This window comes from Streptomyces sp. NPDC020299 (genome assembly GCF_044387825.1).
Classification (GTDB): Bacteria; Actinomycetota; Actinomycetes; order Streptomycetales; family Streptomycetaceae; genus Streptomyces.
In genome coordinates this window covers 283,229-302,856 of the sequence record NZ_JBIRWL010000001.1, presented here as the reverse complement: position 1 = coordinate 302,856, position 19,628 = coordinate 283,229, and the positions used below count along the sequence as shown (strand labels likewise).

24 protein-coding genes are annotated in these 19,628 nt (G+C 73.4%); 7 read left to right on the top strand and 17 right to left on the bottom strand.

Going from position 1 to position 19,628, the window contains the following annotated elements:
* Positions 1 to 59: 59 nt before the first annotated feature.
* From ACH45E_RS01435 to ACH45E_RS01425, 3 genes are all read left to right on the top strand, one after another.
* Complete coding sequence (locus ACH45E_RS01435) at positions 60 to 503, top strand: universal stress protein (protein WP_361436394.1); 444 nt, start codon at positions 60 to 62, stop codon at positions 501 to 503.
* Between the two features lie 496 nt (positions 504 to 999).
* Positions 1,000 to 1,743, top strand: coding sequence for a universal stress protein (locus ACH45E_RS01430; protein WP_361436396.1), 744 nt, complete (start codon positions 1,000 to 1,002; stop codon positions 1,741 to 1,743).
* Positions 1,692 to 1,883, top strand: a complete 192-nt coding sequence (locus tag ACH45E_RS01425) for a universal stress protein (protein WP_399039740.1) — start codon at positions 1,692 to 1,694, stop codon at positions 1,881 to 1,883. Before ACH45E_RS01430 ends, ACH45E_RS01425 begins: the two co-directional genes overlap by 52 nt.
* A 45-nt stretch (positions 1,884 to 1,928) precedes the next feature.
* Here the strand turns inward: ACH45E_RS01425 and ACH45E_RS01420 are convergent, their stop codons facing one another.
* The 4 genes from ACH45E_RS01420 to ACH45E_RS01405 all read right to left on the bottom strand — a co-directional run bounded on the left by ACH45E_RS01420 (position 1,929) and on the right by ACH45E_RS01405 (position 4,881).
* Positions 1,929 to 2,954 carry a 6-phosphofructokinase gene (locus ACH45E_RS01420; protein WP_361436401.1) on the bottom strand — a complete coding sequence of 342 codons (1,026 nt, stop codon included), beginning with the start codon at positions 2,952 to 2,954 and terminating at the stop codon, positions 1,929 to 1,931.
* Positions 2,955 to 3,179: 225 nt separating this feature from the next.
* A complete protein-coding gene (locus ACH45E_RS01415; RefSeq protein ID WP_361436403.1) occupies positions 3,180 to 3,638 on the bottom strand; it encodes a CBS domain-containing protein in 459 nt (152 codons plus the stop codon).
* A 33-nt stretch (positions 3,639 to 3,671) separates the two neighbouring features.
* Positions 3,672 to 4,553: a universal stress protein gene (locus tag ACH45E_RS01410; protein WP_361436405.1), complete on the bottom strand. Its 882-nt coding sequence runs from the start codon at positions 4,551 to 4,553 to the stop codon at positions 3,672 to 3,674.
* The gene (locus tag ACH45E_RS01405; protein WP_361436408.1) at positions 4,537 to 4,881 is read right to left on the bottom strand and encodes a DUF1918 domain-containing protein; all 345 of its coding nucleotides are present in this window, start codon (positions 4,879 to 4,881) and stop codon (positions 4,537 to 4,539) included. Before ACH45E_RS01405 ends, ACH45E_RS01410 begins: the two co-directional genes overlap by 17 nt.
* Positions 4,882 to 5,066: 185 nt before the next feature.
* Between ACH45E_RS01405 and ACH45E_RS01400 the strand changes: the two genes are divergently transcribed.
* A complete protein-coding gene (locus ACH45E_RS01400; RefSeq protein ID WP_361436410.1) occupies positions 5,067 to 5,489 on the top strand; it encodes an Hsp20/alpha crystallin family protein in 423 nt (140 codons plus the stop codon).
* A gap of 64 nt (positions 5,490 to 5,553) precedes the next feature.
* On the opposite strand, the gene ACH45E_RS01395 is transcribed toward ACH45E_RS01400, so the two are convergent.
* From ACH45E_RS01395 to ACH45E_RS01355, 9 genes are read right to left on the bottom strand one after another with little or no spacing between them, the layout of a single operon-like run.
* Positions 5,554 to 6,174: a V-type ATP synthase subunit D gene (locus ACH45E_RS01395; protein WP_361436412.1), complete on the bottom strand. Its 621-nt coding sequence runs from the start codon at positions 6,172 to 6,174 to the stop codon at positions 5,554 to 5,556.
* Positions 6,171 to 7,565: a V-type ATP synthase subunit B gene (locus ACH45E_RS01390; RefSeq protein WP_361436414.1), complete on the bottom strand. Its 1,395-nt coding sequence runs from the start codon at positions 7,563 to 7,565 to the stop codon at positions 6,171 to 6,173. Before ACH45E_RS01390 ends, ACH45E_RS01395 begins: the two co-directional genes overlap by 4 nt.
* A complete protein-coding gene (locus ACH45E_RS01385) occupies positions 7,562 to 9,370 on the bottom strand; it encodes a V-type ATP synthase subunit A (RefSeq protein WP_361436416.1) in 1,809 nt (602 codons plus the stop codon). Before ACH45E_RS01385 ends, ACH45E_RS01390 begins: the two co-directional genes overlap by 4 nt.
* The gene (locus ACH45E_RS01380) at positions 9,367 to 9,876 is read right to left on the bottom strand and encodes a hypothetical protein (protein WP_361436418.1); all 510 of its coding nucleotides are present in this window, start codon (positions 9,874 to 9,876) and stop codon (positions 9,367 to 9,369) included. The genes ACH45E_RS01385 and ACH45E_RS01380 overlap by 4 nt, the downstream gene beginning before the upstream one ends.
* Positions 9,876 to 10,100: a V-type ATP synthase subunit F gene (locus ACH45E_RS01375; RefSeq protein ID WP_361436420.1), complete on the bottom strand. Its 225-nt coding sequence runs from the start codon at positions 10,098 to 10,100 to the stop codon at positions 9,876 to 9,878. The genes ACH45E_RS01380 and ACH45E_RS01375 overlap by 1 nt, the downstream gene beginning before the upstream one ends.
* A gap of 2 nt (positions 10,101 to 10,102) precedes the next feature.
* Positions 10,103 to 10,516, bottom strand: coding sequence for an ATP synthase subunit C (locus tag ACH45E_RS01370; RefSeq protein WP_361436422.1), 414 nt, complete (start codon positions 10,514 to 10,516; stop codon positions 10,103 to 10,105).
* Positions 10,501 to 11,943, bottom strand: a complete 1,443-nt coding sequence (locus ACH45E_RS01365) for a V-type ATPase 116kDa subunit family protein (RefSeq protein WP_361436424.1) — start codon at positions 11,941 to 11,943, stop codon at positions 10,501 to 10,503. Before ACH45E_RS01365 ends, ACH45E_RS01370 begins: the two co-directional genes overlap by 16 nt.
* The gene (locus tag ACH45E_RS01360; RefSeq protein ID WP_361436426.1) at positions 11,930 to 12,859 is read right to left on the bottom strand and encodes a hypothetical protein; all 930 of its coding nucleotides are present in this window, start codon (positions 12,857 to 12,859) and stop codon (positions 11,930 to 11,932) included. The genes ACH45E_RS01365 and ACH45E_RS01360 overlap by 14 nt, the downstream gene beginning before the upstream one ends.
* Positions 12,856 to 13,293 carry a hypothetical protein gene (locus ACH45E_RS01355; protein WP_361436428.1) on the bottom strand — a complete coding sequence of 146 codons (438 nt, stop codon included), beginning with the start codon at positions 13,291 to 13,293 and terminating at the stop codon, positions 12,856 to 12,858. The genes ACH45E_RS01360 and ACH45E_RS01355 overlap by 4 nt, the downstream gene beginning before the upstream one ends.
* Before the next feature lie 167 nt (positions 13,294 to 13,460).
* Here ACH45E_RS01355 and ACH45E_RS01350 point away from each other — a divergent pair, with 167 nt between their 5' ends.
* Positions 13,461 to 14,300, top strand: a complete 840-nt coding sequence (locus tag ACH45E_RS01350) for a CBS domain-containing protein (RefSeq protein WP_361436430.1) — start codon at positions 13,461 to 13,463, stop codon at positions 14,298 to 14,300.
* Between the two features lie 97 nt (positions 14,301 to 14,397).
* Here the strand turns inward: ACH45E_RS01350 and ACH45E_RS01345 are convergent, their stop codons facing one another.
* Complete coding sequence (locus ACH45E_RS01345; protein ID WP_361436432.1) at positions 14,398 to 15,111, bottom strand: CBS domain-containing protein; 714 nt, start codon at positions 15,109 to 15,111, stop codon at positions 14,398 to 14,400.
* 197 nt (positions 15,112 to 15,308) lie between these two features.
* On the opposite strand from ACH45E_RS01345, the gene ACH45E_RS01340 reads away from it, so the two are divergent.
* Positions 15,309 to 16,247 (top strand): universal stress protein, encoded by a 939-nt coding sequence (locus ACH45E_RS01340; protein ID WP_361436434.1) that lies wholly within the window; start codon positions 15,309 to 15,311, stop codon positions 16,245 to 16,247.
* A 23-nt stretch (positions 16,248 to 16,270) separates the two neighbouring features.
* Complete coding sequence (locus ACH45E_RS01335) at positions 16,271 to 17,146, top strand: universal stress protein (RefSeq protein ID WP_361436437.1); 876 nt, start codon at positions 16,271 to 16,273, stop codon at positions 17,144 to 17,146.
* Positions 17,147 to 17,280: 134 nt separating this feature from the next.
* Here the strand turns inward: ACH45E_RS01335 and ACH45E_RS01330 are convergent, their stop codons facing one another.
* The 3 genes from ACH45E_RS01330 to ACH45E_RS01320 all read right to left on the bottom strand — a co-directional run bounded on the left by ACH45E_RS01330 (position 17,281) and on the right by ACH45E_RS01320 (position 19,423).
* Complete coding sequence (locus ACH45E_RS01330; protein WP_361436439.1) at positions 17,281 to 17,475, bottom strand: hypothetical protein; 195 nt, start codon at positions 17,473 to 17,475, stop codon at positions 17,281 to 17,283.
* 174 nt (positions 17,476 to 17,649) lie between these two features.
* A complete protein-coding gene (locus ACH45E_RS01325) occupies positions 17,650 to 18,822 on the bottom strand; it encodes a site-2 protease family protein (RefSeq protein ID WP_361436441.1) in 1,173 nt (390 codons plus the stop codon).
* Between the two features lie 28 nt (positions 18,823 to 18,850).
* Positions 18,851 to 19,423, bottom strand: a complete 573-nt coding sequence (locus ACH45E_RS01320; protein ID WP_361436443.1) for a hypothetical protein — start codon at positions 19,421 to 19,423, stop codon at positions 18,851 to 18,853.
* Positions 19,424 to 19,628: the final 205 nt, after the last annotated feature.

Genomic DNA, 19,628 nt, shown 5'->3' with positions numbered 1-19,628 from the left:
GGAGGAGGCGGGGGCGGACCGGGCGAACGGGCTTCAGTGCCCGGGGATGGGTGAGACGCATGGACAGGGATGTCTCCCAGCCGAAGGTCGTCGTCGGTGTGGACGGCTCGTCGTCCTCGTACGAGGCGTTGCGCTGGGCCGTGCGCTACGCCGGCCTCGTCGGCGGAACCGTGGACGCGGTCGCCGTATGGGAGCTGCCGGGCCTGTACGGCTGGTCGACGGCCGCCGTTGACATGGACGTCGACGAGGAGGAGACCCGTCAGCGGATGCGGCAGGAACTGACCGGCGTGCTGGGCGCGGATGCGGCCGACGCGGTCAGGACCCATGTGGTGCACGGCAATGCCGCTGACGTCCTGCTGCGGGCCGCCGAGGGAGCCGAGGTCCTGGTCGTCGGCAGCCGGGGGAGGGGCGGGTTCGCCCGCGTCCTGCTCGGTTCCGTCAGCCAGCATGTGTCGCAGCACGCCAGCTGTCCGGTCGTGATCGTCCGTTCCGAGCCGCAGTGAGACGAGGTCTTGGCGGTTCCGGCGAGATCGATGGAGGGTCGTGTGGATCTCCTGCTCTGTGGCCCCGCCTCGTATAGACGGGCGAGACGCCGGCCGGCTTCGGTTCTGTGACGACCGCGGCCTGGGATGACGAAGGTGCGCGGAAGAACCAGCGGACGCAGAGGTACGGCGTGGACCAACAAAGTTCCTTCCGCTGTACTGACTTGCGAGTAAGCCATTCCCCGCAGCGGCCGCACGGACGGTGACGGGCAGGTCAGTTGCCTGGTCGGCGGAGTCAGCGGGCGGCGGTGATCAGAGGCGAGGCGCACATCCTCCAGGACGAACCGGAGAACACCTACATGCTCCTGACGCACTGAGCGGCATCCACGTGGCCGAGCCGGCTCCGGCAGGCCGCTGTCGCCATGGATGCGCGCGGATACGGTGCGGGCGCCGCCTGGACCCGACCGTGGAACAGTGGAGGAGAAGGGGGGCTGCGTGCCGGGTGAAGGAGGGCACGATGAGGCAGCCTGTGCTGGCGGGTGTCGACGGATCCCAGGGCAGTCTGGCGGCAGCCCACTGGGCGGCGCAGGAGGCAGAGTTGCGTGGGGTGCGGCTGCACCTCGTGCATGCTTCTCCACCGCTTCCGGGGGGCGTTCCCGTCTCGGCCGTGGATACCTTGCGCGGCGTGGGTGAGCGGCTGCTCGAGCGGGTGATCGCCGATCTCCGCGAGCGCTACCCGGGTATCGATGTGCGCGGTGAGCAGGTCGACGGTGCTCCGGCCGCGGCACTCCTGGCCGCGTCACGCGGTGCCGGGCTGCTCGTCGCCAGGACACGGGGATCGGGTGGCTTCGACGGTCTCACGGTCGGTTCGGTGGCCCTGCGAGTGGCGGCAGCAGCCGCTTGCCCCGTCGTGCTGGTGCCCGCACGGCCCGCCGGTGCCTACGAGAATGGACCGAGCGCGGGGAACGGCGCCGGTCGGGTGGTGCTGGGCTTCGACGCGCACCGTCCGGCCGACGAGGCTGCGGACTTCGCCTTCTCGGCCGCTGAGGCGCGCGGAGCGGTTCTGCACGTGGTTCAGGCGTGGGCCTTGCCTGCCGAGTCCGTGTCTCCACGAACGCTGTTCGTGGTTGAAGAGGACCGCGCCACCTGGGAGGACCAGGAGGTCTTCCGACTCTCGGACGCCCTGCGTGGCAGGAGAAGTATCCCGGGGTGGCGATCCGCGGCGATGTCGTCCTGCTTCACCCCGCGCAGGCAATGGTGAACGCCTCCCGGAGAGGAGATCTGCTCGTCGTCGGCTCCCGCACCGATCCCCATGCGGCCGAGGGACGGCTGGGGCCGGTCACGCACGCGGTACTGCACCACACCTGCTGCCCGGTGGCGGTCGTACCGCACGCCGAATGACTGCGCCTGCGGGGCTGAGCGGCGATGCGGCGGACGCCAGGACGGTCAGCCGAAGAACACCTCGAACTCGTCGTAGAGCGACAGGTCGACTTTCTTGGTCCGGGCCGTGGCGTCGGCGAGGGGCACGCGGACGATGTCGGTACCGCTCAGGGCCACCATCATGCCGAAGTCGCCGTCCTTGACCGCGTCGATGGCGTGCAGCCCGAAGCGCGTGGCAAGCCACCGGTCGAAAGCACTGGGCGTACCGCCGCGCTGGACGTGACCGAGGACCGTGGTGCGGGCATCCGTGCCCGTGCGGTGCGAGATCTCCCGCGCCAGCCACTCGCCGACGCCGGACAGCCGCACATGACCGAACTCGTCCACCGCCTGGTCCCTCAGGACCATCTGCCCGTTCTTGGGGACGGCCCCTTCGGCCACCACGACGATCGGCGCATAATTGATCTTGAACCGCTTCTGCACCCACGCGCAGACCTGCTCGACGTCGAACGGACGCTCCGGGATGAGGATCACGTTCGCGCCGCCGGCGACCCCGGCGTGCAGGGCGATCCATCCCGAGTGCCGCCCCATCACCTCCACCACGAGCGTGCGCATGTGCGACTCGGCCGTGGTGTGGAGACGGTCTATCGCCTCGGTCGCGATGCCTACGGCGGTGTTGAAACCGAAGGTGAGGTCGGTGCCGGACACGTCGTTGTCGATGGTCTTCGGCACGCCGACCAGATCGATCCCCTGCAGGCTCAGCTCGGTGGCCACACCGAGCGTGTCCTCCCCGCCGATCACGACGAGCGCGTCCACGCCCTGCGCGGCGAGGGTGTCCTGCACGCGGCGCAGGCCGTCCTCGTGCTTGAGGGGATTGGTGCGGGACGAGCCCAGGATGGTCCCTCCCCGCGGGAGGATTCCCCGCACACTGGTGATGTCCAGCGGGACAACAATGTTCTGGAGCGCGCCGCGCCAGCCGTCCCGAAGTCCGACGAAGTCGAAGGCGTACTCCTGAACGCCTTTGCGCACGACGCTGCGGATCACCGCATTGAGACCGGGGCAGTCGCCGCCGCCGGTCAGCACTCCGACCTTCATGGCTTCCTCCCTTCCGCCGGTCAGCCCACGATGTCACGCGGATCACCTCTCTCCAGCGTCCTCCCAGAGGCCGACAGCGACCACTCCACGGGCGGCACTGGCCGGTGGCTCAGACGTCACGTACGCCTGCTCGCGGCACGCGTGCACCGCGTCCCGCACCTCCGGCCGGGGCGGGTCGTACGTCCCGGCGAGTCCCGGCAGCGTCAGCTGCGACTCCAGGCCGGTTCAGGACTCGTACGAGGCTCCGGCTGCCGGCGGAGGCCCAGGTGGCTCCTGGAGCACACTCCAGGTGACCGGTCCCAGAAGGTCGGCCAGACGCCGGAAGACGTCGAGGAACAGGTCGTCGATCGTCAGCACCCCCACCACCCGGTCCCCGCCCAGTACCGGAAGCCGGCGCACACCGGTGCGGCGGAACGTCCGGTAGGCCGCCTGGAGGTCGTCTTCGGCGTCGACCGTGACCACCCGCGCCGACATGACCGCCTCCACCCGTGCCTCCGGCTCCAGGCCACCGCCCATGCCCCGTACGGCGAGATCGCGGTCGGTGACGATGCCGCGCAGAACTCCTTCATCGACCACGAGGAGCGACCCGACGGCGGACTCGGCCATCCGGCGGGTCGCCTCCACCAGGGAGACGTGCGGAGCGACGGCCACCGGCGGGGCGGTCATCACCTCGGACACCTTCATACGGCAACTCCACGGCGGGCGCTTCTCCCGAGATCAGCCCGCGGTCGACGGAACGACGATCACAGGGCAGCGGGCGTGGTGCAGCACACCCTGGCTGACCGAGCCCAGCAGCATGCCGGTGAAGCCTCCGCGACCCCGGGTACCCACCACCAGGCCCAGCGCGTGGGCGGAGGCGTCGGTGAGCGCTTGCACGGGATGTCCCACGACCAGTTCGTGGTGCAGGTCCACCTCGGGGTAGCGGGCATGGCGGCCGGCCACGGTCTCGGAGAGCAGACGGCGGCACTCCTGCTGCGGCTCGTACTCGTCGAAGATCCTCAGCGGCGCGGGCTGCCAGACGATCAGGGCCCGCAGCTGGGCGCCGCGCAGGGCCGCCTCCTCGAATGCCACGTCGACCGCGGCCACGGAGCGTTCGCTGCCGTCGACGCCGACGACGTAGTACGCGGGCTCCTGGGTCAGGTGCTCCGCCTCGGGAACGACGACCACGGGGCAGTGCGCATGGGCCATGAGCGGCAGGGCGACGGAGGCGGAGCCGAACACCTCCTGGGTCCGGCTCAGGTGCCGCGACCCCAGTACGACGGCGGTGGCTTCGCGACTCTGCTCGCGCAGTGCCCACGCGGGGGCGCCCTCCATGAGCAGGGTGTCCACCTCGAGCTGCGGGTGCCGCGTGGTGACGAAGGCCGCAGCCTCTTCGAGCACCTGCTTCCCGGCCTTGTGGAGTGCTTCGTTCCACTCCTCCCAGGACGGTGGGACCTCCCTCCCTCGGTAGCCCCTGGTCGGCACGCCCTCCGCATGGACCGGACGCAATGGCAGCCGACGGCGAGCGGCCTCGTCGGCGGCCCACGCCAGAGCCATCCGCTGGGTGGGGTCGGGAGCGACGCCCACCACGATCGGCCGGCGGTCACTCGACTGCGACATGGCCGCCTCCCGCTGCCGACTCGTCCCGAGCCGACGGTGTGCCGGCGGCTGGGCGCGCATGGGGCGGTGCCGACGTCAGGTGCCTGACGTAGGCGTCCGGTCCCGGGAAGTACAGAGTCACCCGTCCGCTGTCGGCCCAGCGCACGTCGTACGGGGGGCTGCCGTCCGGATGGTGCAGCCCGACGACCTCGCCGTCCCGTGCGACGACCCCTGCTCTGGTGCCGCGTACGACGATCTCGTCCCCGATGCGGGCGCGCAGCGCGGCTCCGGTCGCCTCGGTACTCGGGGCGGTCCGGTCGTTCTTCTTCGTGGGTGCGGGAGCGGTCATCGTTCTCGCCTCCTCCCTGCGGCGTGCAGACGAATGCTGCCGCCGATCCCATGGAAACCCCGGGGCCGCCGCGGCGAAAGGGACTTATGGGACCCAGGCGTGGGCTGTTCGGCCTCAGCGGCGGGGGACCGTGCGCGCTGGACTGGAAGCGTTGCCGGCCGCGACCACACCGAGGAGGTACCGCGATGGCCACGCTGACACGCAGGCAGAGGTTCCCGTTCCCGGAGATGCCGGACTGGTTCGAAGGCCTTCCGGCTCGCTTCGGGATGCCCACGATGAGCGACCTGTACACGGTCCGCATCGAGGACTACACGGAGGAGGGCCGCTATGTGATGCGGGCCGAGCTTCCGGGCATGTCTCCCGAGGACATCGACGTCCTCATCAGCGAAGGGGTGCTGACCGTCCAGGCCGAACGCACGGAGAAGGACGTCACGAAGGACCACAACGAGATCCGGTACGGCGCGATCAGCCGCAGCGTGGCGCTGCCGCCCGGCGCGAACGAGGACGACGTCACGGCCGACTACGCCGACGGCATGCTCACCGTCAGCGTGGGCCTGGGCGCCGAGAAGGCGCAGGCCAAGCACGTCGAGATACGGCACGGCAAGTGACGGCAGCCGATGCCGTTCGGCGGGCCCTGCCGGGGCCCGCCGTCGACTGTGCCCCTCGCCGCGCTCACCGGGCGCCCTGGGACGCGGCCCAGCGGCGTCGCACCGCTTCCTCGTGTTCGGCCTCCTCCAACGCCAGCTCCAGGGAGGCCAGTTCGCGCCGCAGCCGGGGGATCCAGTGCCGGCGCAGGGCGCGCACCCGCTGCCGGGTCCGTTCCGCTTCGGCGGCGAGCAGTTCGGCGGCTGCCCGGTGGGCGGCGTTCTCCGCCGCAGCGCGGGCCGCGGCACGGTAGGCGGTCTCGGCGTGCGCGAGGGCGGTGTTGGGCGGAGTCGGTTCCGCCGGGGAGCGGACGGGGTCCGTCCAGGTCACGGCCGCGGGATGGCGTACGCCCATCAGCGCGGCCCACTCGACGTCGACGCGCGCCCGTTCCACGGGCACCGCCTGGGCCAGCGCCTGTTCGCCGCCGAGGAGCACCCCGCGCACCAGCCAGGCGTCGGCCTCGGCCAGCCGTTCCTGCCACACCCGGCCCGTTTCCTCCGCCGCCCGTCGTGCCGCGCGCTCCCGGTCCAGCAGGAGCCGGAGCTTGCGTTCCAGCAGGTCCGCTCCGCGCAGCGCCGTGGCGAGACCGCGGCGCAGCCGCAGCCGGCCGGCCCGTCCCGCCGGTACGCGGCGCCCGTGCAGGCTCATGGCGGCTCGTCCTCCAGTGGAGGGGCGTGGGCATCCAGCAGGTCGGCCGGGATCATGCCGAGCTGGCTGCGCGGCAGGGTCAGCAGCGCCTCCCAGGCCCGGTCCAGGGCCTCTTCCAAGGGCCGGTTCTCGTCCATCGCCTGGGCGAGGAACCGGTGCCGGAAGACATCCTCCAGGTCGAGGTGGCGCAGGTCGGTCGGGCTGAGCGCCGGCCGTCCGATCAGGTCGGCGAGTTCCCGCACCTGCCGGGACCGGGCCAGCGCGGCGATCAGCTGCGCGGCCACGGCCGGATGCTCGGCCCGCGTCCGTCCCGGTCCGGTTCCCTTGCGCATCAGACGTGACAGGGAGGCCAGCGGGTCGACGGGCGGATAGGTGCCGGCCGCGTTGAGCTCGGCCGACAGCACGATCTGGCCCTCCGTGATGTAGCCGGTGAGGTCGGGCACAGGGTGGGTGATGTCGCCCGCCGGCATGGTGAGCACCGGCAGGACGGTCACCGAACCCGGCCGGCCCCGGATTCTGCCGCAGCGCTCGTAGAGGGAGGCGAGGTCGCTGTAGAGGTAGCCGGGGTAGGCCCGGCGGGCCGGTATCTCGCCGCGCGCGGCGGACACCTCGCGCAGTGCCTCGGAGTAGGCCGTCATGTCCGTCATCACCACAAGGACGTGGCGGCCGTTCGTGAACGCGAGGTGCTCGGCGACGGTGAGGGCGAGACGCGGGGTGAGCAGTCGTTCGATCACCGGGTCGTCGGCGGTGTTGAGGAACAGGACCAGCTCCCGCGCGGCGGAGCGTGCCGCCAGCCCGTCACGGACGAAAGCCGTGTCGGCATGGGTGAGTCCCATGCCGGCGAACACGACGGCGAACGGCTCGCCGCCGCACGTCGCCTGGGCGGCGATCTGCACGGCCAGTTCCAGGTGCGGCAGCCCGGCCGCCGAGAACACCGGAAGCTTCTGGCCCCGCACCAGTGTGGTCAGCACGTCCACGGCGCCCACGCCGGTGAGCACCGGCTCGTTCGGCGGTTCCCTGCGGACCGGGTTGATCGGCGCGCCGCCGACCGCCGCGTACGCGCCGCCCAGCACCGGCGGCCCGTCGTCGGCCGGTTCGCCCCGCCCGTTGCACACCCGGCCCAGCCACCCGGTGCCGACCGGGATCCGCAGCGGCGTGCCGGAGAAGGCGACGCGGGTACCGGTGCGATTCATGCCGGCCGTGTCCTGCAGCACCTGTAGCACGGCGAGATCGCGGTCCACCTCCAGCACCAGCCCGTGCCGTCGCTCACCGGAGTCGAGGACGATGGTGGCGAACTCGTCCCACCCCACCCCGCTCACCCCGTCGACGACCACGAGAGGGCCGCGCAGTTCCCGTATGCCTGTGTACTCGACGTCCACGAGGCGGCTCATCCCGCCTCCCCGAGCCGGGCCAGCACGGTGTCGCGGGCCGCCGCCACCGGAGCGGTCTGGGCCGGCCCCGCTGTCTCGCGCGCCCGTAGCAGCGGTGTGAAGTCGACTGCCTCGACGGAGTCCACCGGGGCACCGGAGTCCACCAGTCCCAGACAGCGGTCGATCACCGCCAGCACGGCCTCCACCAGGGCCGCGGTCTTCTCGGGGGCGCTGTAGACGTCCGTGGGCGACAGTGCGCTCTGCTGGACCACGGCCTCGCGCAGCAGCCTTCCGGCGAGCACGCTGATCCGTTCCCGGGGCGGCAGGGCCGTGATGCCGACCAGTTCGACCAGATCGGCCAGCCGGTCCGCATCGGCCAGCAGTCGGCTCACGCGTCCGCGCCGCTCGGCCCACTCCGGGTCGTCGGCCCGCGCGTGGGCGGCGGCCAGCGCGGCGGCGTCCCGGGAGAAGGAGTCCGCCCAGGAGACGGCCGGGTAGTGCCGTGCGTAGGCGAGGTCGCGGTCCAGGCTCCACAGGCATCGCACGAAGCGTTCGGTGTGCGCGCTGACCGGTTCGGTGCGGTCGCCACCCGGTGGGGACACGGCGCCGATCACCGTGACGGAGCCCGTCGTGCCGCCGAGGGTGCGCACAGCGGCGGCCCGCTCGTAGAACGCGGCCAGTTCCGAGGCGAGTCCCGCGGGATAGCCTTCCTCCGCGGGGAGTTCGCCCATGCGGGAGGCGAACTCGCGCAGTGCTTCCGCCCAGCGGGAGGTCGAGTCGGCGATCAGGACGACGTCGAGGCCCATGTCGCGGAAGTACTCGGCGACCGTCGCGCCCGTGTGCACGCTCGCCTCGCGAGCCATCATCGGCATGTTGGACGTGTTCGCGATCGTCACCGTCCGGTCCGCCAGCCGGCCCCCGGTACGGGGATCGGTCAGCTCGGCCAGTTCCTCGATGACGTCCGCCATCTCGTTGCCGCGCTCGCCGCAGCCGACGTACACGATCACGTCGGCGTCGCACCACTTGGCGATCTGCTGCAACAGCATGGTCTTACCGGTGCCGAAGCCGCCCGGTACGGCGACGGTGCTGCCGCGAGCCACGGGGAAGAGCAGGTCGACGGCCCGCTGCCCGGTGTGCAACGGCTGGTCCGCCGGCAGCCGCCGTGCCACCGGTCGCGGCCTGCGGACCGGCCAGGTCTGCGCCATGCGCACTTCATGCCCGTCCACCACGGCGAGCACGGCGAGCAGACGCTGTTCGCCCGCCGACGCGACGCGGGTCACCTCACCCGAGCGGTCAGGAGGCACGAGGAGCCGTAGGGGCACGCTCGCCCCGAGATCCCCGAGGACGTCTCCGGCCGCGACGCGCGCTCCCTCGGCCACCTTCGGTGTGAACGGCCACGTGCGCCGGTCGGGCACGCGGGCCGCCCCGCTCGGCAGCAGCACGTCGCCCGCACCGGACAGTGGGCGCAAGAGGCCGTCGAACACGCCGCCGAGCAGATCCGGGCCCAGCCGCACCGACAACGGACGGCCCTGCGGCTCCGCCGGGTGGCCAGGGGCCAGCCCGCCGGTGTACTCGTACGCCTGGACGGTGGCCGTGTCGCCGTGGATGGCGACCACCTCGCCCGGCAGCCGGGCGGTGCCCAGCACGACCAGGTCGTGCATGGCGACCGTGGCGGGGCAGGTGATCTCCACAAGGGGGCCCGCGACACGGAGGACGCTGGGGCGGGCCGCATCGTCCGTCCCGTCGGCCGCAGCACCGCCGCGAGTGGCCTGCGGGCGTGTCCTGGTGCCGGTCGGGGCCGCCATGGGGTTGCCGAGGACGGTCACGGCGGCCCCCACAGGGTTTCGGCCCGCGCACCCAGCCGCTCCAGGGCATGGTCGGCCAAGGCGTCCGCCGACAGGTCGACCCGTCGGCCGGGCACCTCGGCCGTCACTCCGCCCCCCGCGGCGGCCGTGATCCGGGCCTCCGCTCCCAACAGGGCCCGTGCCGCCTCCGCCAGCCGCGCCGACGGGACGGTGCCCTCCGCCAGTGCCCGGCGCACGCCCGCGCGGATCCTGGCGCGGAGTTGGGCGTACACCTCGGCGCGTGCCGCGAGTTCCACCGCCCAGGCGTCCTGCACCGCCCGGACCCGCTCCCGGTCCGCCTGCGCGGCACCGTCCGCCTCGCCGAGGTCCCGGGCCCGGGCGAGCATCGCCTGGGCTCTGCTGCGAGCCGCCCGCAGGGTTTCGTCCGCGTCGGCCCGCGCGCGGTCCAGGACGGTGTCGGCCGAGGCCCGCGCCGCGCGCAGCAGTTCGGCGCGCACGGGGTCCAGCGCGTTCACGGGTGCTGTCATCAGGGCATCACCGCCGTCAGCGGCCGCGACGGGTCCGGCGCCCTGGCCGCGACCTCCAGTGCTTCGGCGGCCTCGGCCGTCAGGATCACCAGGCCGACCGTGCCCGGAAGCGTCCGCCAGGCCCGGCGGACGGCGTCCGCATCCTCCGCGACGAGGACATCGATCCCTGCCAGGGCCAGACCGCATACGCGGGTCCGTGCGCCGATGGCGGCCACGGTGCCCATCGTCACGCCTTTCCGATCAGCAGGATCGCGACCACCAGGCCGTACACGGCGATGCCCTCCGCCAGCCCGACGATCACCATCGCCCGGCCGAACATCTCCGGTCGCTCGCTCAGCGCGGCCAGCGCCGCGGCGCCCGTGTAGGCGACGGCGATCGCGGCCCCGATCGAGGCTCCGGCCACCGCGATGGCGGCCCCGATCAGAGCGGACCCGTTGACCCCGACGGAGGCGGCGGCCGGCGCCGACGCCTGGGCGGGGCCCGCGAGTGCCGTGGCCAGGACGACACCGGCGCCGGCCAGGAGAGCCAGGTTCGTGGCCAGGAGCCAGCGGAAGGCGTGCCGGACCCGGCGCCGCCGCAGCAGCCGGACGGCGCCGACCACCGCGGCCAGGACCGGCAGGACGATCAGCCAGGTGAGCATGGGACCACCTTCGCAGCGCGGTCGGCAGGTTCCGCCGGGGGAACGTGCCAGGGACGGAACGGACGGCCCTCCGTCTCGAAGATCCGGGAGAAGAGCTCGTAGTACTCCAGCCGCAGGGCCTGCACACCGGCCACCAGGGCCTCCAGGCCGAAGGAGACGGCCGTACCCACGGCGAACAGCAGCATGGCGCCCACGACTCCGGCGGCACCGTGCCCGGCCAGGCCCGTGGTGCCGCGCCACACCAGGTCGGCGAGCGCGGCGTGGGTGAGGCCGAAGGCCGCGAGCCGGGCGAACGACAAGGTGTTCGTGCCCGTGCGCACGACGACGTCGAACAACCGCACCACCGTCTCGGCGAGTCCCGCACCGCCGCGCGCCGTGGCCCGGAACAGGCCGAACGCCACCAGCGCCAGTCCGGCCACGGCAAGCGCGGCCCCCACCGCGGCCATGGGCGGCCGGTGCAGGAGCAGGCCCGTCGCGGCCAGCGCCAGCCCCAGGTAGAACAGCAACCCGGCGCAGCCGGAAGCCGCGTACAGCCCCGTGCCCCAGCCGCCCTCACGCACGCGGTTGACCGCGCCGACGGCATGCGCGACCGCCAGCAGGCCCGCGCCGAAGACCACGGCGGCGGCGAGCAGACGGGCCGGGCTGCTCAGCGGGCTCAGCCACAGCACCGGCAACAGGCCGGTCGGACCGAAGAACTCGCCGTACGCGGCGCCCGCGAGCATGGCGGCGACTCCGGCGCCCGCCAGGAACGGCCACAGCCGCCCCAGCCGGGCCGGCCCCCGGGGCCGCCCGAGACGCAGCGCGAGCGCGCCCAGCAACAGCAGCGCCCCGTGCCCCACGTCACCGAACATCATGCCGAACATCACGACGTAGGCGAGGCCCGCCGGCCACGAGGGATCGAGGTCCGCGTAGGCCGGTGTGCCGTAGGTCGTCACCAGCGGCGCGAAGGAGACGGACCCGCCCGGCCGCAGCAGCGTCGGCGGATCGGTGCCGCGCGGGGAAGCCAGCGGCAGCAGCGCGCCACCCGCCGCGGCCAGCCTGCCCGCGACGCGGGAAACCTCCGAGGCCGGGCACCACCCGGCCAGCGCGGCCACCTCCCCACGCCATACGGCACTTTCCGCGCGCTCCTCCAATTGGGCCTCGCCCGCGAGCAGTCCGACATCGCGCTGCTGTTCGAGAAGGTCGAGATCGGGTGCGGCGGCAGACAGAACAGCCGCGGTGGCACTCGGCGACTTGGCCGTCTCGCCACGCCCCCGCAGCCGTTGCAGCCGCACGGCCGCCGAGCCCGAAGCCGTTTCCTCGGCGCGGTCCAGCTCCACGCAGCCTTCCTCCGCGATCCGCACCAGCGCGTCCCGCAGGGCCGCCTGCGGCACGATCACCGCGACACGGCGCATCCGGACGGGCGTCACCGACTCAGGCCAGGGCATCGAACACCTCTCCGGGCCGCCCGCCCCGCGCCGCCGATTCCAGCGCCGCCCGCACCCGCCAGGCGTCCACGGAGAGCACCGCGACCGCGCCCACCACCACACCGGGTCCGTACCGGCCGTGCCGCAGCAACGCCGCGCCATCGACCTGCACCGTCCGCCACCAGCGGCTCTCGGCCCGCCACAGTTCGCCCGGCTCGTCGACGTCCGCCAGCACCCAACGGGCCGCCGAGGGCAGAAGGTCGCGGAACTCCCCGTACGAGGCGGCGGCCGGTGCCCGCGCGCCGAGCAGCCGTGCCGCGTTCCGCCGCACGGCCTCCGGCAGAGCGCGGCGGTGCACGAACAGCTCCCGGGCTGTCAGCAGCACGGCGCGCCCCTCGGCCCAGCGGCGGGCGGACGGCACGGCGACGGCGGTGCGCCGCGCGGCGGCCATCCGCATGCCGGTGACCACGGCCCACGGCGTGTCGCCGCCCGGATCGCCCCAGGGCGAGCCGGCGAGGGCCGCGCGCAGTTCCGCGAGTGTCCCCGCGTGCTCCAGGCTCCGCCAGGCCGTCTCCAGCGCCCCGAGCCGGTACGGCTCCCGGGCATCTGTGCGCCGACCCTCCGGCGTGGGCAGCCGGGAGACCACGTTGGCGATCTCGAAGCCCGCGGCGAGCGGAACGAGCAGACGGGCACCACCCCGGGGCAGCCAGCCGGCCAGCACCCGCAGGTGCCACAGCAGGGTGGCGGACACCGCCCGCTGGGCCTCGGGCAAGCCGGCCGCCGTCCGCGTGTACCTCACGTACGGTGTCGCGGCGAGATGCTGAAGGGCGTCGTCGAGTGTCGGGCTCACCGCGATCCGCCGCGCTCCGCCGGCACCCGGGTACCGGCCGACGAGGGCCTTCGCCCGCGCCGCTGCGGCGACCCAGCCGGCAGTCATGGCGCTTCGCCCAGCCCGTCCGCCAGGCGCAGGGCGTCGGCCACCGCGAGGTCCACCAGGACCGGCATACGCTCCCCGGCCCGCTCGCGGATCGCCGAGGCTGCGCGGTCCCCGGCGGCGCGCAGGGTGTCCGTCTCCCGCCGCGCCTCCTGGAGGACGGGTTCCGCGGCCTGCCGGCGCATCTCCGGGGCCTGCTCCCGGGCGGCCGCGACGAGGCGCGCCGCTTCTCGCTCGGCGTCGCCCTGGAGGGCCACTGCCGTCTCGTCGGCGGCGGCCCGGATGCGTGCCGCCTCCATCTGGACATCCGACAGCTGGGCGAGAGCGGGTTCGAGCTCCGCGGCGCGTTCCGCCGTACGGTCGGCGGGCACGCCGGTCGCGGACGCACCCGGCGTTCCCGCCGGACGGAACCGTTCCAAGAAGTCCCGCAGGCTCATCGGCGGCCTCCTGCCGGTCGGCTGCTCCTTCAGTTTCGCCGTTCCCCTTCCGCCCCGCACCGGATAGGGCCGGCACGCCGTAGCGCCAGGGCCGTTCGGCTCTTGGGCGTGGCCAGTGAGAGCGAAAGACTGGGACGGCAGGCAGCTCGACGAGTCCGGAGGCCGCGGTGAACAAGCACGAGAACTTCTCCACGCAGGCCGAGGCCCGGCGGGACATGCCCGCCCGTCCCTGGAGCCCCGGCGAGACGGCAGGGCAGGACACGCTTGTCCGCTACCTGGGCGCCGTTGCCACGGCCGCGGCCAGACACGCGGGCACCCAGTGGGCCCCGGCGAGCGGCACGCCGCCGTCGGTACCCCCGGCCGAACCCGGGCTGCCGCTGGTGCGGGACGTGATGGACGTGCCCGCCGCCTCCCTCCCCGAAGACCTGCCGTATCGTGACATCGCCCGTCTGCTGGCCCGCGAGCAGGTCGGCGCCGTCCCGGTCGTGGACACCGAGGACCACGTGGTCGGCGTCGTCTCGGAGAACGATCTACTGGCGAAGGTCGCCTTCGAGGCCTCCGGCCACCGGCCGGGAACCATCGGCAGACTGCGCGAGCGCCGGGTGCACGACAAGGCCCGCGGTGAGACGGCGGCCGACCTGATGACGAGCCCGGCGATCACGGTGCTGCCGGGGGCGACCGTCGCCGAGGCCGCCTGGCTCGCCGCGTTGTCCCGGTTGAAGCGGATCCCGGTCACCGACCGTGAGGGCCGTCTGGTCGGCGTCGTGCGCCGTGAAGCGCTGCTGAGGGCGCTCATCAGGGACGACGCCGGAATACGGGCTGAGGTGGAGGCCAGGATCGCAGCTTGCTGCCCGCCGGGGGACCGGGCCGCCGTGGAGGTGGCCGTGCACGACGGCATCGTGGAGCTGACCGGGCGGATGCCCTCGGCGACGACGGCCCGGCTGGTGGCGGAGATCGAGAACATCGCCGATGTCGTCGAGGTGAAGAACCTTCTCACCGCCGCCTGATCGCGCCGCCCTCATCGCGGGGCTGCCGGAAAGGGTCGTCGACCCCCGGGCGGCAGCGAGGGGTGTCGAGTACGCTCTCGGTCCACGAGGCAGGTCGTCACCCGTCGGTGCCGGATGGACGGGGGTCGGCGGCCCCGCCCACCGCGTGGCTGGTGCCCTCCACGGCGTGCGCCCCTTCGTCGGGCGCGAGGTCGAACCGCACGTCCACCACCCCCTCGACCGCGCGCACCAATCGTGCGGCCACGGGGACCAGGGAGGTGTCGCGGACCCGGCCCGTCAGCGTGGCGACTCCGTCGTGCACCTCCACCTGGATGGCTGAGGCAGGTGGCGGGAAGAGGTACGAGACGATCTCGCGACGGATTGCGTCGGCGATGTCCTCGTCTTCGCGCAGGAACACCTTGAGCAGGTCGGCGCGGCTGACGACGCCCTCCAGCAGACCGATCCCGTCGACAACGGGCAGCCGCTTGACCCCGGCTCGCGCCATGATGCGCGCGGCCTCGGCGAGGGTGGCGTCCGCCCGCACGGTCAGCGCGGGGGAGGACATCAGGTCCTCCGCTGTGACGGCGCCGACCTTCGCCCGGTCGGCGGGCAGTCGCGGCTGGTCCTCCGGGGCGTCCCGGAGTTCCTCCGTGGGCAGCAGGTCGGCCTCGGAGACCACGCCGACCACCCGGCCCTCCCCCTCGATCACGGGCAGGGCGCTGACCTGCCAGTCCTGCATCATTTGCACGATCTCCTTGAAGGGGGCCCGCCGTCCGACGGCGGCGACCGTGTGGGTCATGACATCGCTGACGATGCGCGGTGTGCCGTACATGGTGACTCCGTAAGGTCCTCGGCGGGCCGTCCAACCCCTTCCAGGATGGGCCCGGGAGCCCGGGCCGGGCCATGCGGCCGCCCGGTGCCCCGTCGTCCCAGGGTCGGTCGGTCCCCAGCCGGGACGTGTGGCCCTGAGACCTGGGACCACCGCGGCGGCCAAGCTGGAAGGAACCCTCATCCCGGGAGGCGGAGGCCATGTCCCGAACCGTCACCGCAGGTCTCGACGACTCGCCCGAGAGCCGGGCCGCAGCAGAATGGGCGGCACGCGAGGCACTGATGCGCGGCCTGCCCCTGAAGATCGTCCACGTCTGGGAGCCGGTGCCCAGGACCCAGGCGTCACCGCCCGGTTCCGAGGCGCAGCGGCCATGGACCGAGCGAAGCGAGACGGGGGTGCCCCCGGCCGAAGAGTGGGGGAGCATGCCGCGCGCGTCCGCGGAGGGCATCCGTCTGCGCCACCCCGGTGTCGAGGTGCTCGGTGAGCAGCTCACCGGGAGCCCGGCCGAGGTGCTGTCCGAGGTGGCGGCCTCCGCTGAGCTGCTGGTTCTGGGCTCGCGGGGCCTCGGCCCGATCGGCGGGTTCATGGTCGGCTCGGTCAGTCTGGCCGTCGTCGCCCACGCCGAACGGCCGGTGGTGCTGGTGCGAGCCGGCGAGCAGGCCGCTGACGAGCACCTGATGGACCCCGCCGGCGTGCCGTCCGCGGCGGCACCCTTCCGGCCCGTCGTCCTCGGTCTCGACACCGGTGACGTGGACGAGACGTTGCTGGAGTTCGCCTTCGACGCCGCCGCGCGCCGGAACGCCCCCCTGCGGGTCGTGCACGTCTGGCCCGAGCCACCCACCTCCTTCTACCGCTTCTACGGTGACGCCGAACTCTACGACCAGCTCGAGCGCGGGCAGGCCGTCGTGCTGACCAAGGTGCTGCGCCCCTGGCGTCAGAAGTTCCCGGACGTCGAGGTCATCGAGGCGAGCCGGTGCGGCAGCTCCGCGCAGGTCCTCGTCAACGCCTCCCGCGATGCCTCCCTGGTCGTCGTCGGCCGGCGCATCCGCACAAGCCCGCTCGGTGCCCACATCGGCCACGTCACCCACGCCGTCCTGCACCACGTCGCCGCCCCCGTCGCCGTCGTCGCGCACGGCTGACCCGTCGCCCCGGAGGAGAACCCGTGACGGACATCCCGATCGTCGTCGGTGTCGACGGATCCGAGCCCAGCCTGAGGGCTGTCGACTGGGTTGCCGACGAGGCAGCCCTCCGCAAGTCAGCCCTCCGGCTGGTGTACGCCTCGCCATGGGAGCGCCACGAAGGCGCCCTTCTGGCCCAGGACCTCGGCGCACCGTCGGAGGAAGCGATGGCCGAGGACATCGTCGGGACCGCCGAGCGGCACGCTCACCGTCGCCGGCCGGGCGTGAAGGTCACCACCGACGTGCTGCCCGAGGAACCTGAGTACGCGCTCGTGCGCGAGAGTCGCACCGCCCTCGCGATGGTGCTGGGCTGCCGTGGCCGCAGCGGTGTGACCGAGGCACTCCTCGGCTCCGTCGGTGTCACGCTGGCCGGGCGCGCGCACTGCCCGGTGATCGTGCTGCGCGGCAGCCACGACAACCAGGCCCGCTGCGGGGCGCGCGGCCGCATCGTCCTGGGTGTGGGCGAGAAACCGGTGGGCTCGGCCGCCGTACGGTTCGCAGCCGAGGAGGCCCTGCTGCGCGGAGTTCCGCTGGTGGCCCTTCGGGCCTGGCGCGGCACCGTACACGCGACCACCGGCCATCCGCCGATCATGGGGGAACCGGCCCACTTGCAGGAGCGGCAGGCCGTTGAGGTGTTGGAGGAGGCTCTCCGGGACGCCCCGGCCGGCTTGCGGGTACAACGGCGTACGGTCGAGGGACTGGCCCGCGACGCCCTGCTGGCCGCCTCCCACGAGGCCGCCCTGCTCGTCGTCGGCGCCCGGCGCCGCCCCGGCCACTTCGGCCTCCAACTCGGTCGCGTCGCCCACAGCGTGATCCACCATGCCGCGTGCGCGGTGGCCGTGGTGCCCGAGCCGGGCTGAGGCCCGCACAGCGCCCACGAGTCGCCAGGCTTCGCCGTTTGCTCGGAGGAGCAACGACGGAGCGAGGCAGGGCGGGCTGGTCGCGTTCACCCGGCGTCGCGTTCACCCGGTGGTGCGGGCGGCGCAGGGACGGCTCACCCGAACCCGACCGACACCCGGGGAGATTTCGCCGTGGTGGGTTGTGCACCGTGCAGGCGGATGGAAGCGACGCGCGCCGGCCGGTCGTCGGCCATCGTGAAGTCGGCCTTGACGCGCAGGTGTTCGCGGTCGACGTGGTGGCGCTCCGGGAAGCGCCCCGCGTAGTGGGCGACGCACGAGGCGAGCGCCACGACGAGGACCTCGACGGGCGGGGGCCGCGGTCGTCGCCACTCGCCTCGACGGGCTGGTCGGCGATCGGGCCGCGGCAGCTACGGCGACTGTGAACGCCCGGCCTCCCGGGTGACGTACCTCGACGCGGCCCTCGGGCACGGGGACGGTCCGGCCGGCGGGCGAGACGGTGTCGCTCATGACGCCCCCCTCGGAACGTTCGGGCCGGTGCTCGGCCGGGTGGGGGCGGACGTGGTCGGCCAGGACAGGGCGCGGGCGACGTCGGCGATGGTGAGGATGCCGACGAGGCGTCCTTCGTCGAGGACCAGTGCCCGGCGGACGGGGCTCGTCTCCAGGCGCGGGAGCAGGTCGAGTACGGGTTCTCCGGGCGCGGCCGTGACGATGTCGTCGAGGGGCCGCATCACCTCGCGGACCGTTGTGTCCGTACGTGCCCGGGGCGGCGTCGCGTCGACGGTTCGTACGGTGAGCAGACCGGCCACCGAGCCGTCGGCCGCCAGGACCGGGAACGCGGAGTGGCGGTAGTGGCCGAACGGCCCCTCGGCCAGGAAGTCGGCGAGAGTCGCCGTGGCCGGCACGGTTGTCGGGTCCGCAGTCATGACGCGGCTGACCGGTACTCCGCCCAGTACGCCCCGCATGTCGGCCTGTCGGGCCTCGGCGGTGGCCGCGCCGATGAGGAACCAGCCGATCAGCGCCAGCCACAGACCGGACAGGGCACCGGCGAACAGCACGGCCGCGAAGCCGGTCACGACCAGGAACCAGCCCAGCGCCCGGCCGGCCGCCGAAGCGCCCCGTGTGGCCCGCAGCCGGTCGCCGGTGCGGTGCCACAGGTACGCCCGCAGCAGCCGTCCCCCGTCCAGCGGAGCGGCGGGCAGCGCGTTGAAGACGGCCAGCAGGATGTTGATCGCGGACAGCCAGCCGATCGCCTCGACCAGGAGCCCGGATGTGTTCAGCGCGTCCAGCCCCGCCGCGACGGCGGCCAGTACGCCACCGGTCACCAGGCTGGTGAGCGGACCCACGCCCGCGATGCGCAGCTCCGCGCCCGGTGTCGGGGCCTCGCCGTGCAGGCGGGCGGCACCACCCAGCATCCACAGGGTGATGCCGTCGACCTGGACGCCGTTGCGGCGGGCGACCACGGCGTGCGCCAGCTCGTGCGCCAGCAGCGAGCAGAGGAAGACGACCGCGGTCAGCAGGGCGAGAGCCCAGTACAGCGTGGGGGAGTGACCCGGGTGGGCGTCGGGGAAGCGGCCGCGCGCCAGGGTGACCGTCACCAGTACGACGATGACCAGGACACTCCAGTTCAGTCCGACCCGTACGCCGGCGATCCGGCCGAGGGACACCGTCTCGTTCATGAACCTCGCCTCATCCTCCGGCTGGGATTCAGCCCGTCTTCGGGCCCCAGCGGGGGCCCACCAGATCCCACTCCCGCTCCCAGTGGGCCATGCGTCGCCGGTCCAGCCGCGTTCGCGCGAGGGCACCCGCGCCGACGACCGGAGTTGCGACGGCGAGGGCGGCCGCGGCGCCGAAGAGGGCGGCCTCGACGTGCGCCTCGGCGCGACCCGTGGGCTGTGCGGGGGCGAGCCGACCCCGGTCGTCCTGCCAGATCACCACCCGGGTTCCAGCCTTCAGACCGGCGTCCACCGGCGTCTGCCCGGTACGGGATGTGCCGTCCGGCGCCGTCCAGCGGACCGATCCCCGGACCCGACCGTCCGTCGACCGGTCCGTGGCGGCAATGAGCGGGGAATCGGCGAGCAGCACCGCTCGAACGGGATGCCGGTGGGCGCGCTGCTCCGCGAATCCGTGCTCCGCAGCGCGGAACGTGACGAGTCCGGCGAGGGCGCCGCCGACCACCACGAACACCGAGACGACCAGGACGATCCAGGCCTCGACGAGGTCCTCCCGCCGCCGCAGCGGATTGCTCCGCCACCGCCACAGCCGTTTCCTGGCGCTCATGACGAAACACCTCCTCGTCGGACGGCTTCTTCGACGGTGACTCCGGTGGGCCTGCGCCCACAGGGGCCGAGGGGCCTCGTCGGCGGGCCACCCGGACCCGGCTTTCCTGTCAGGAGGGTCCATTGGTCCCCGGCGGCCCTCCGCGGCCGCCGGAGCCGATGGGCACCGTCCGGCCGTGGACGAGGGCCGGACGGCCCAAGCACAG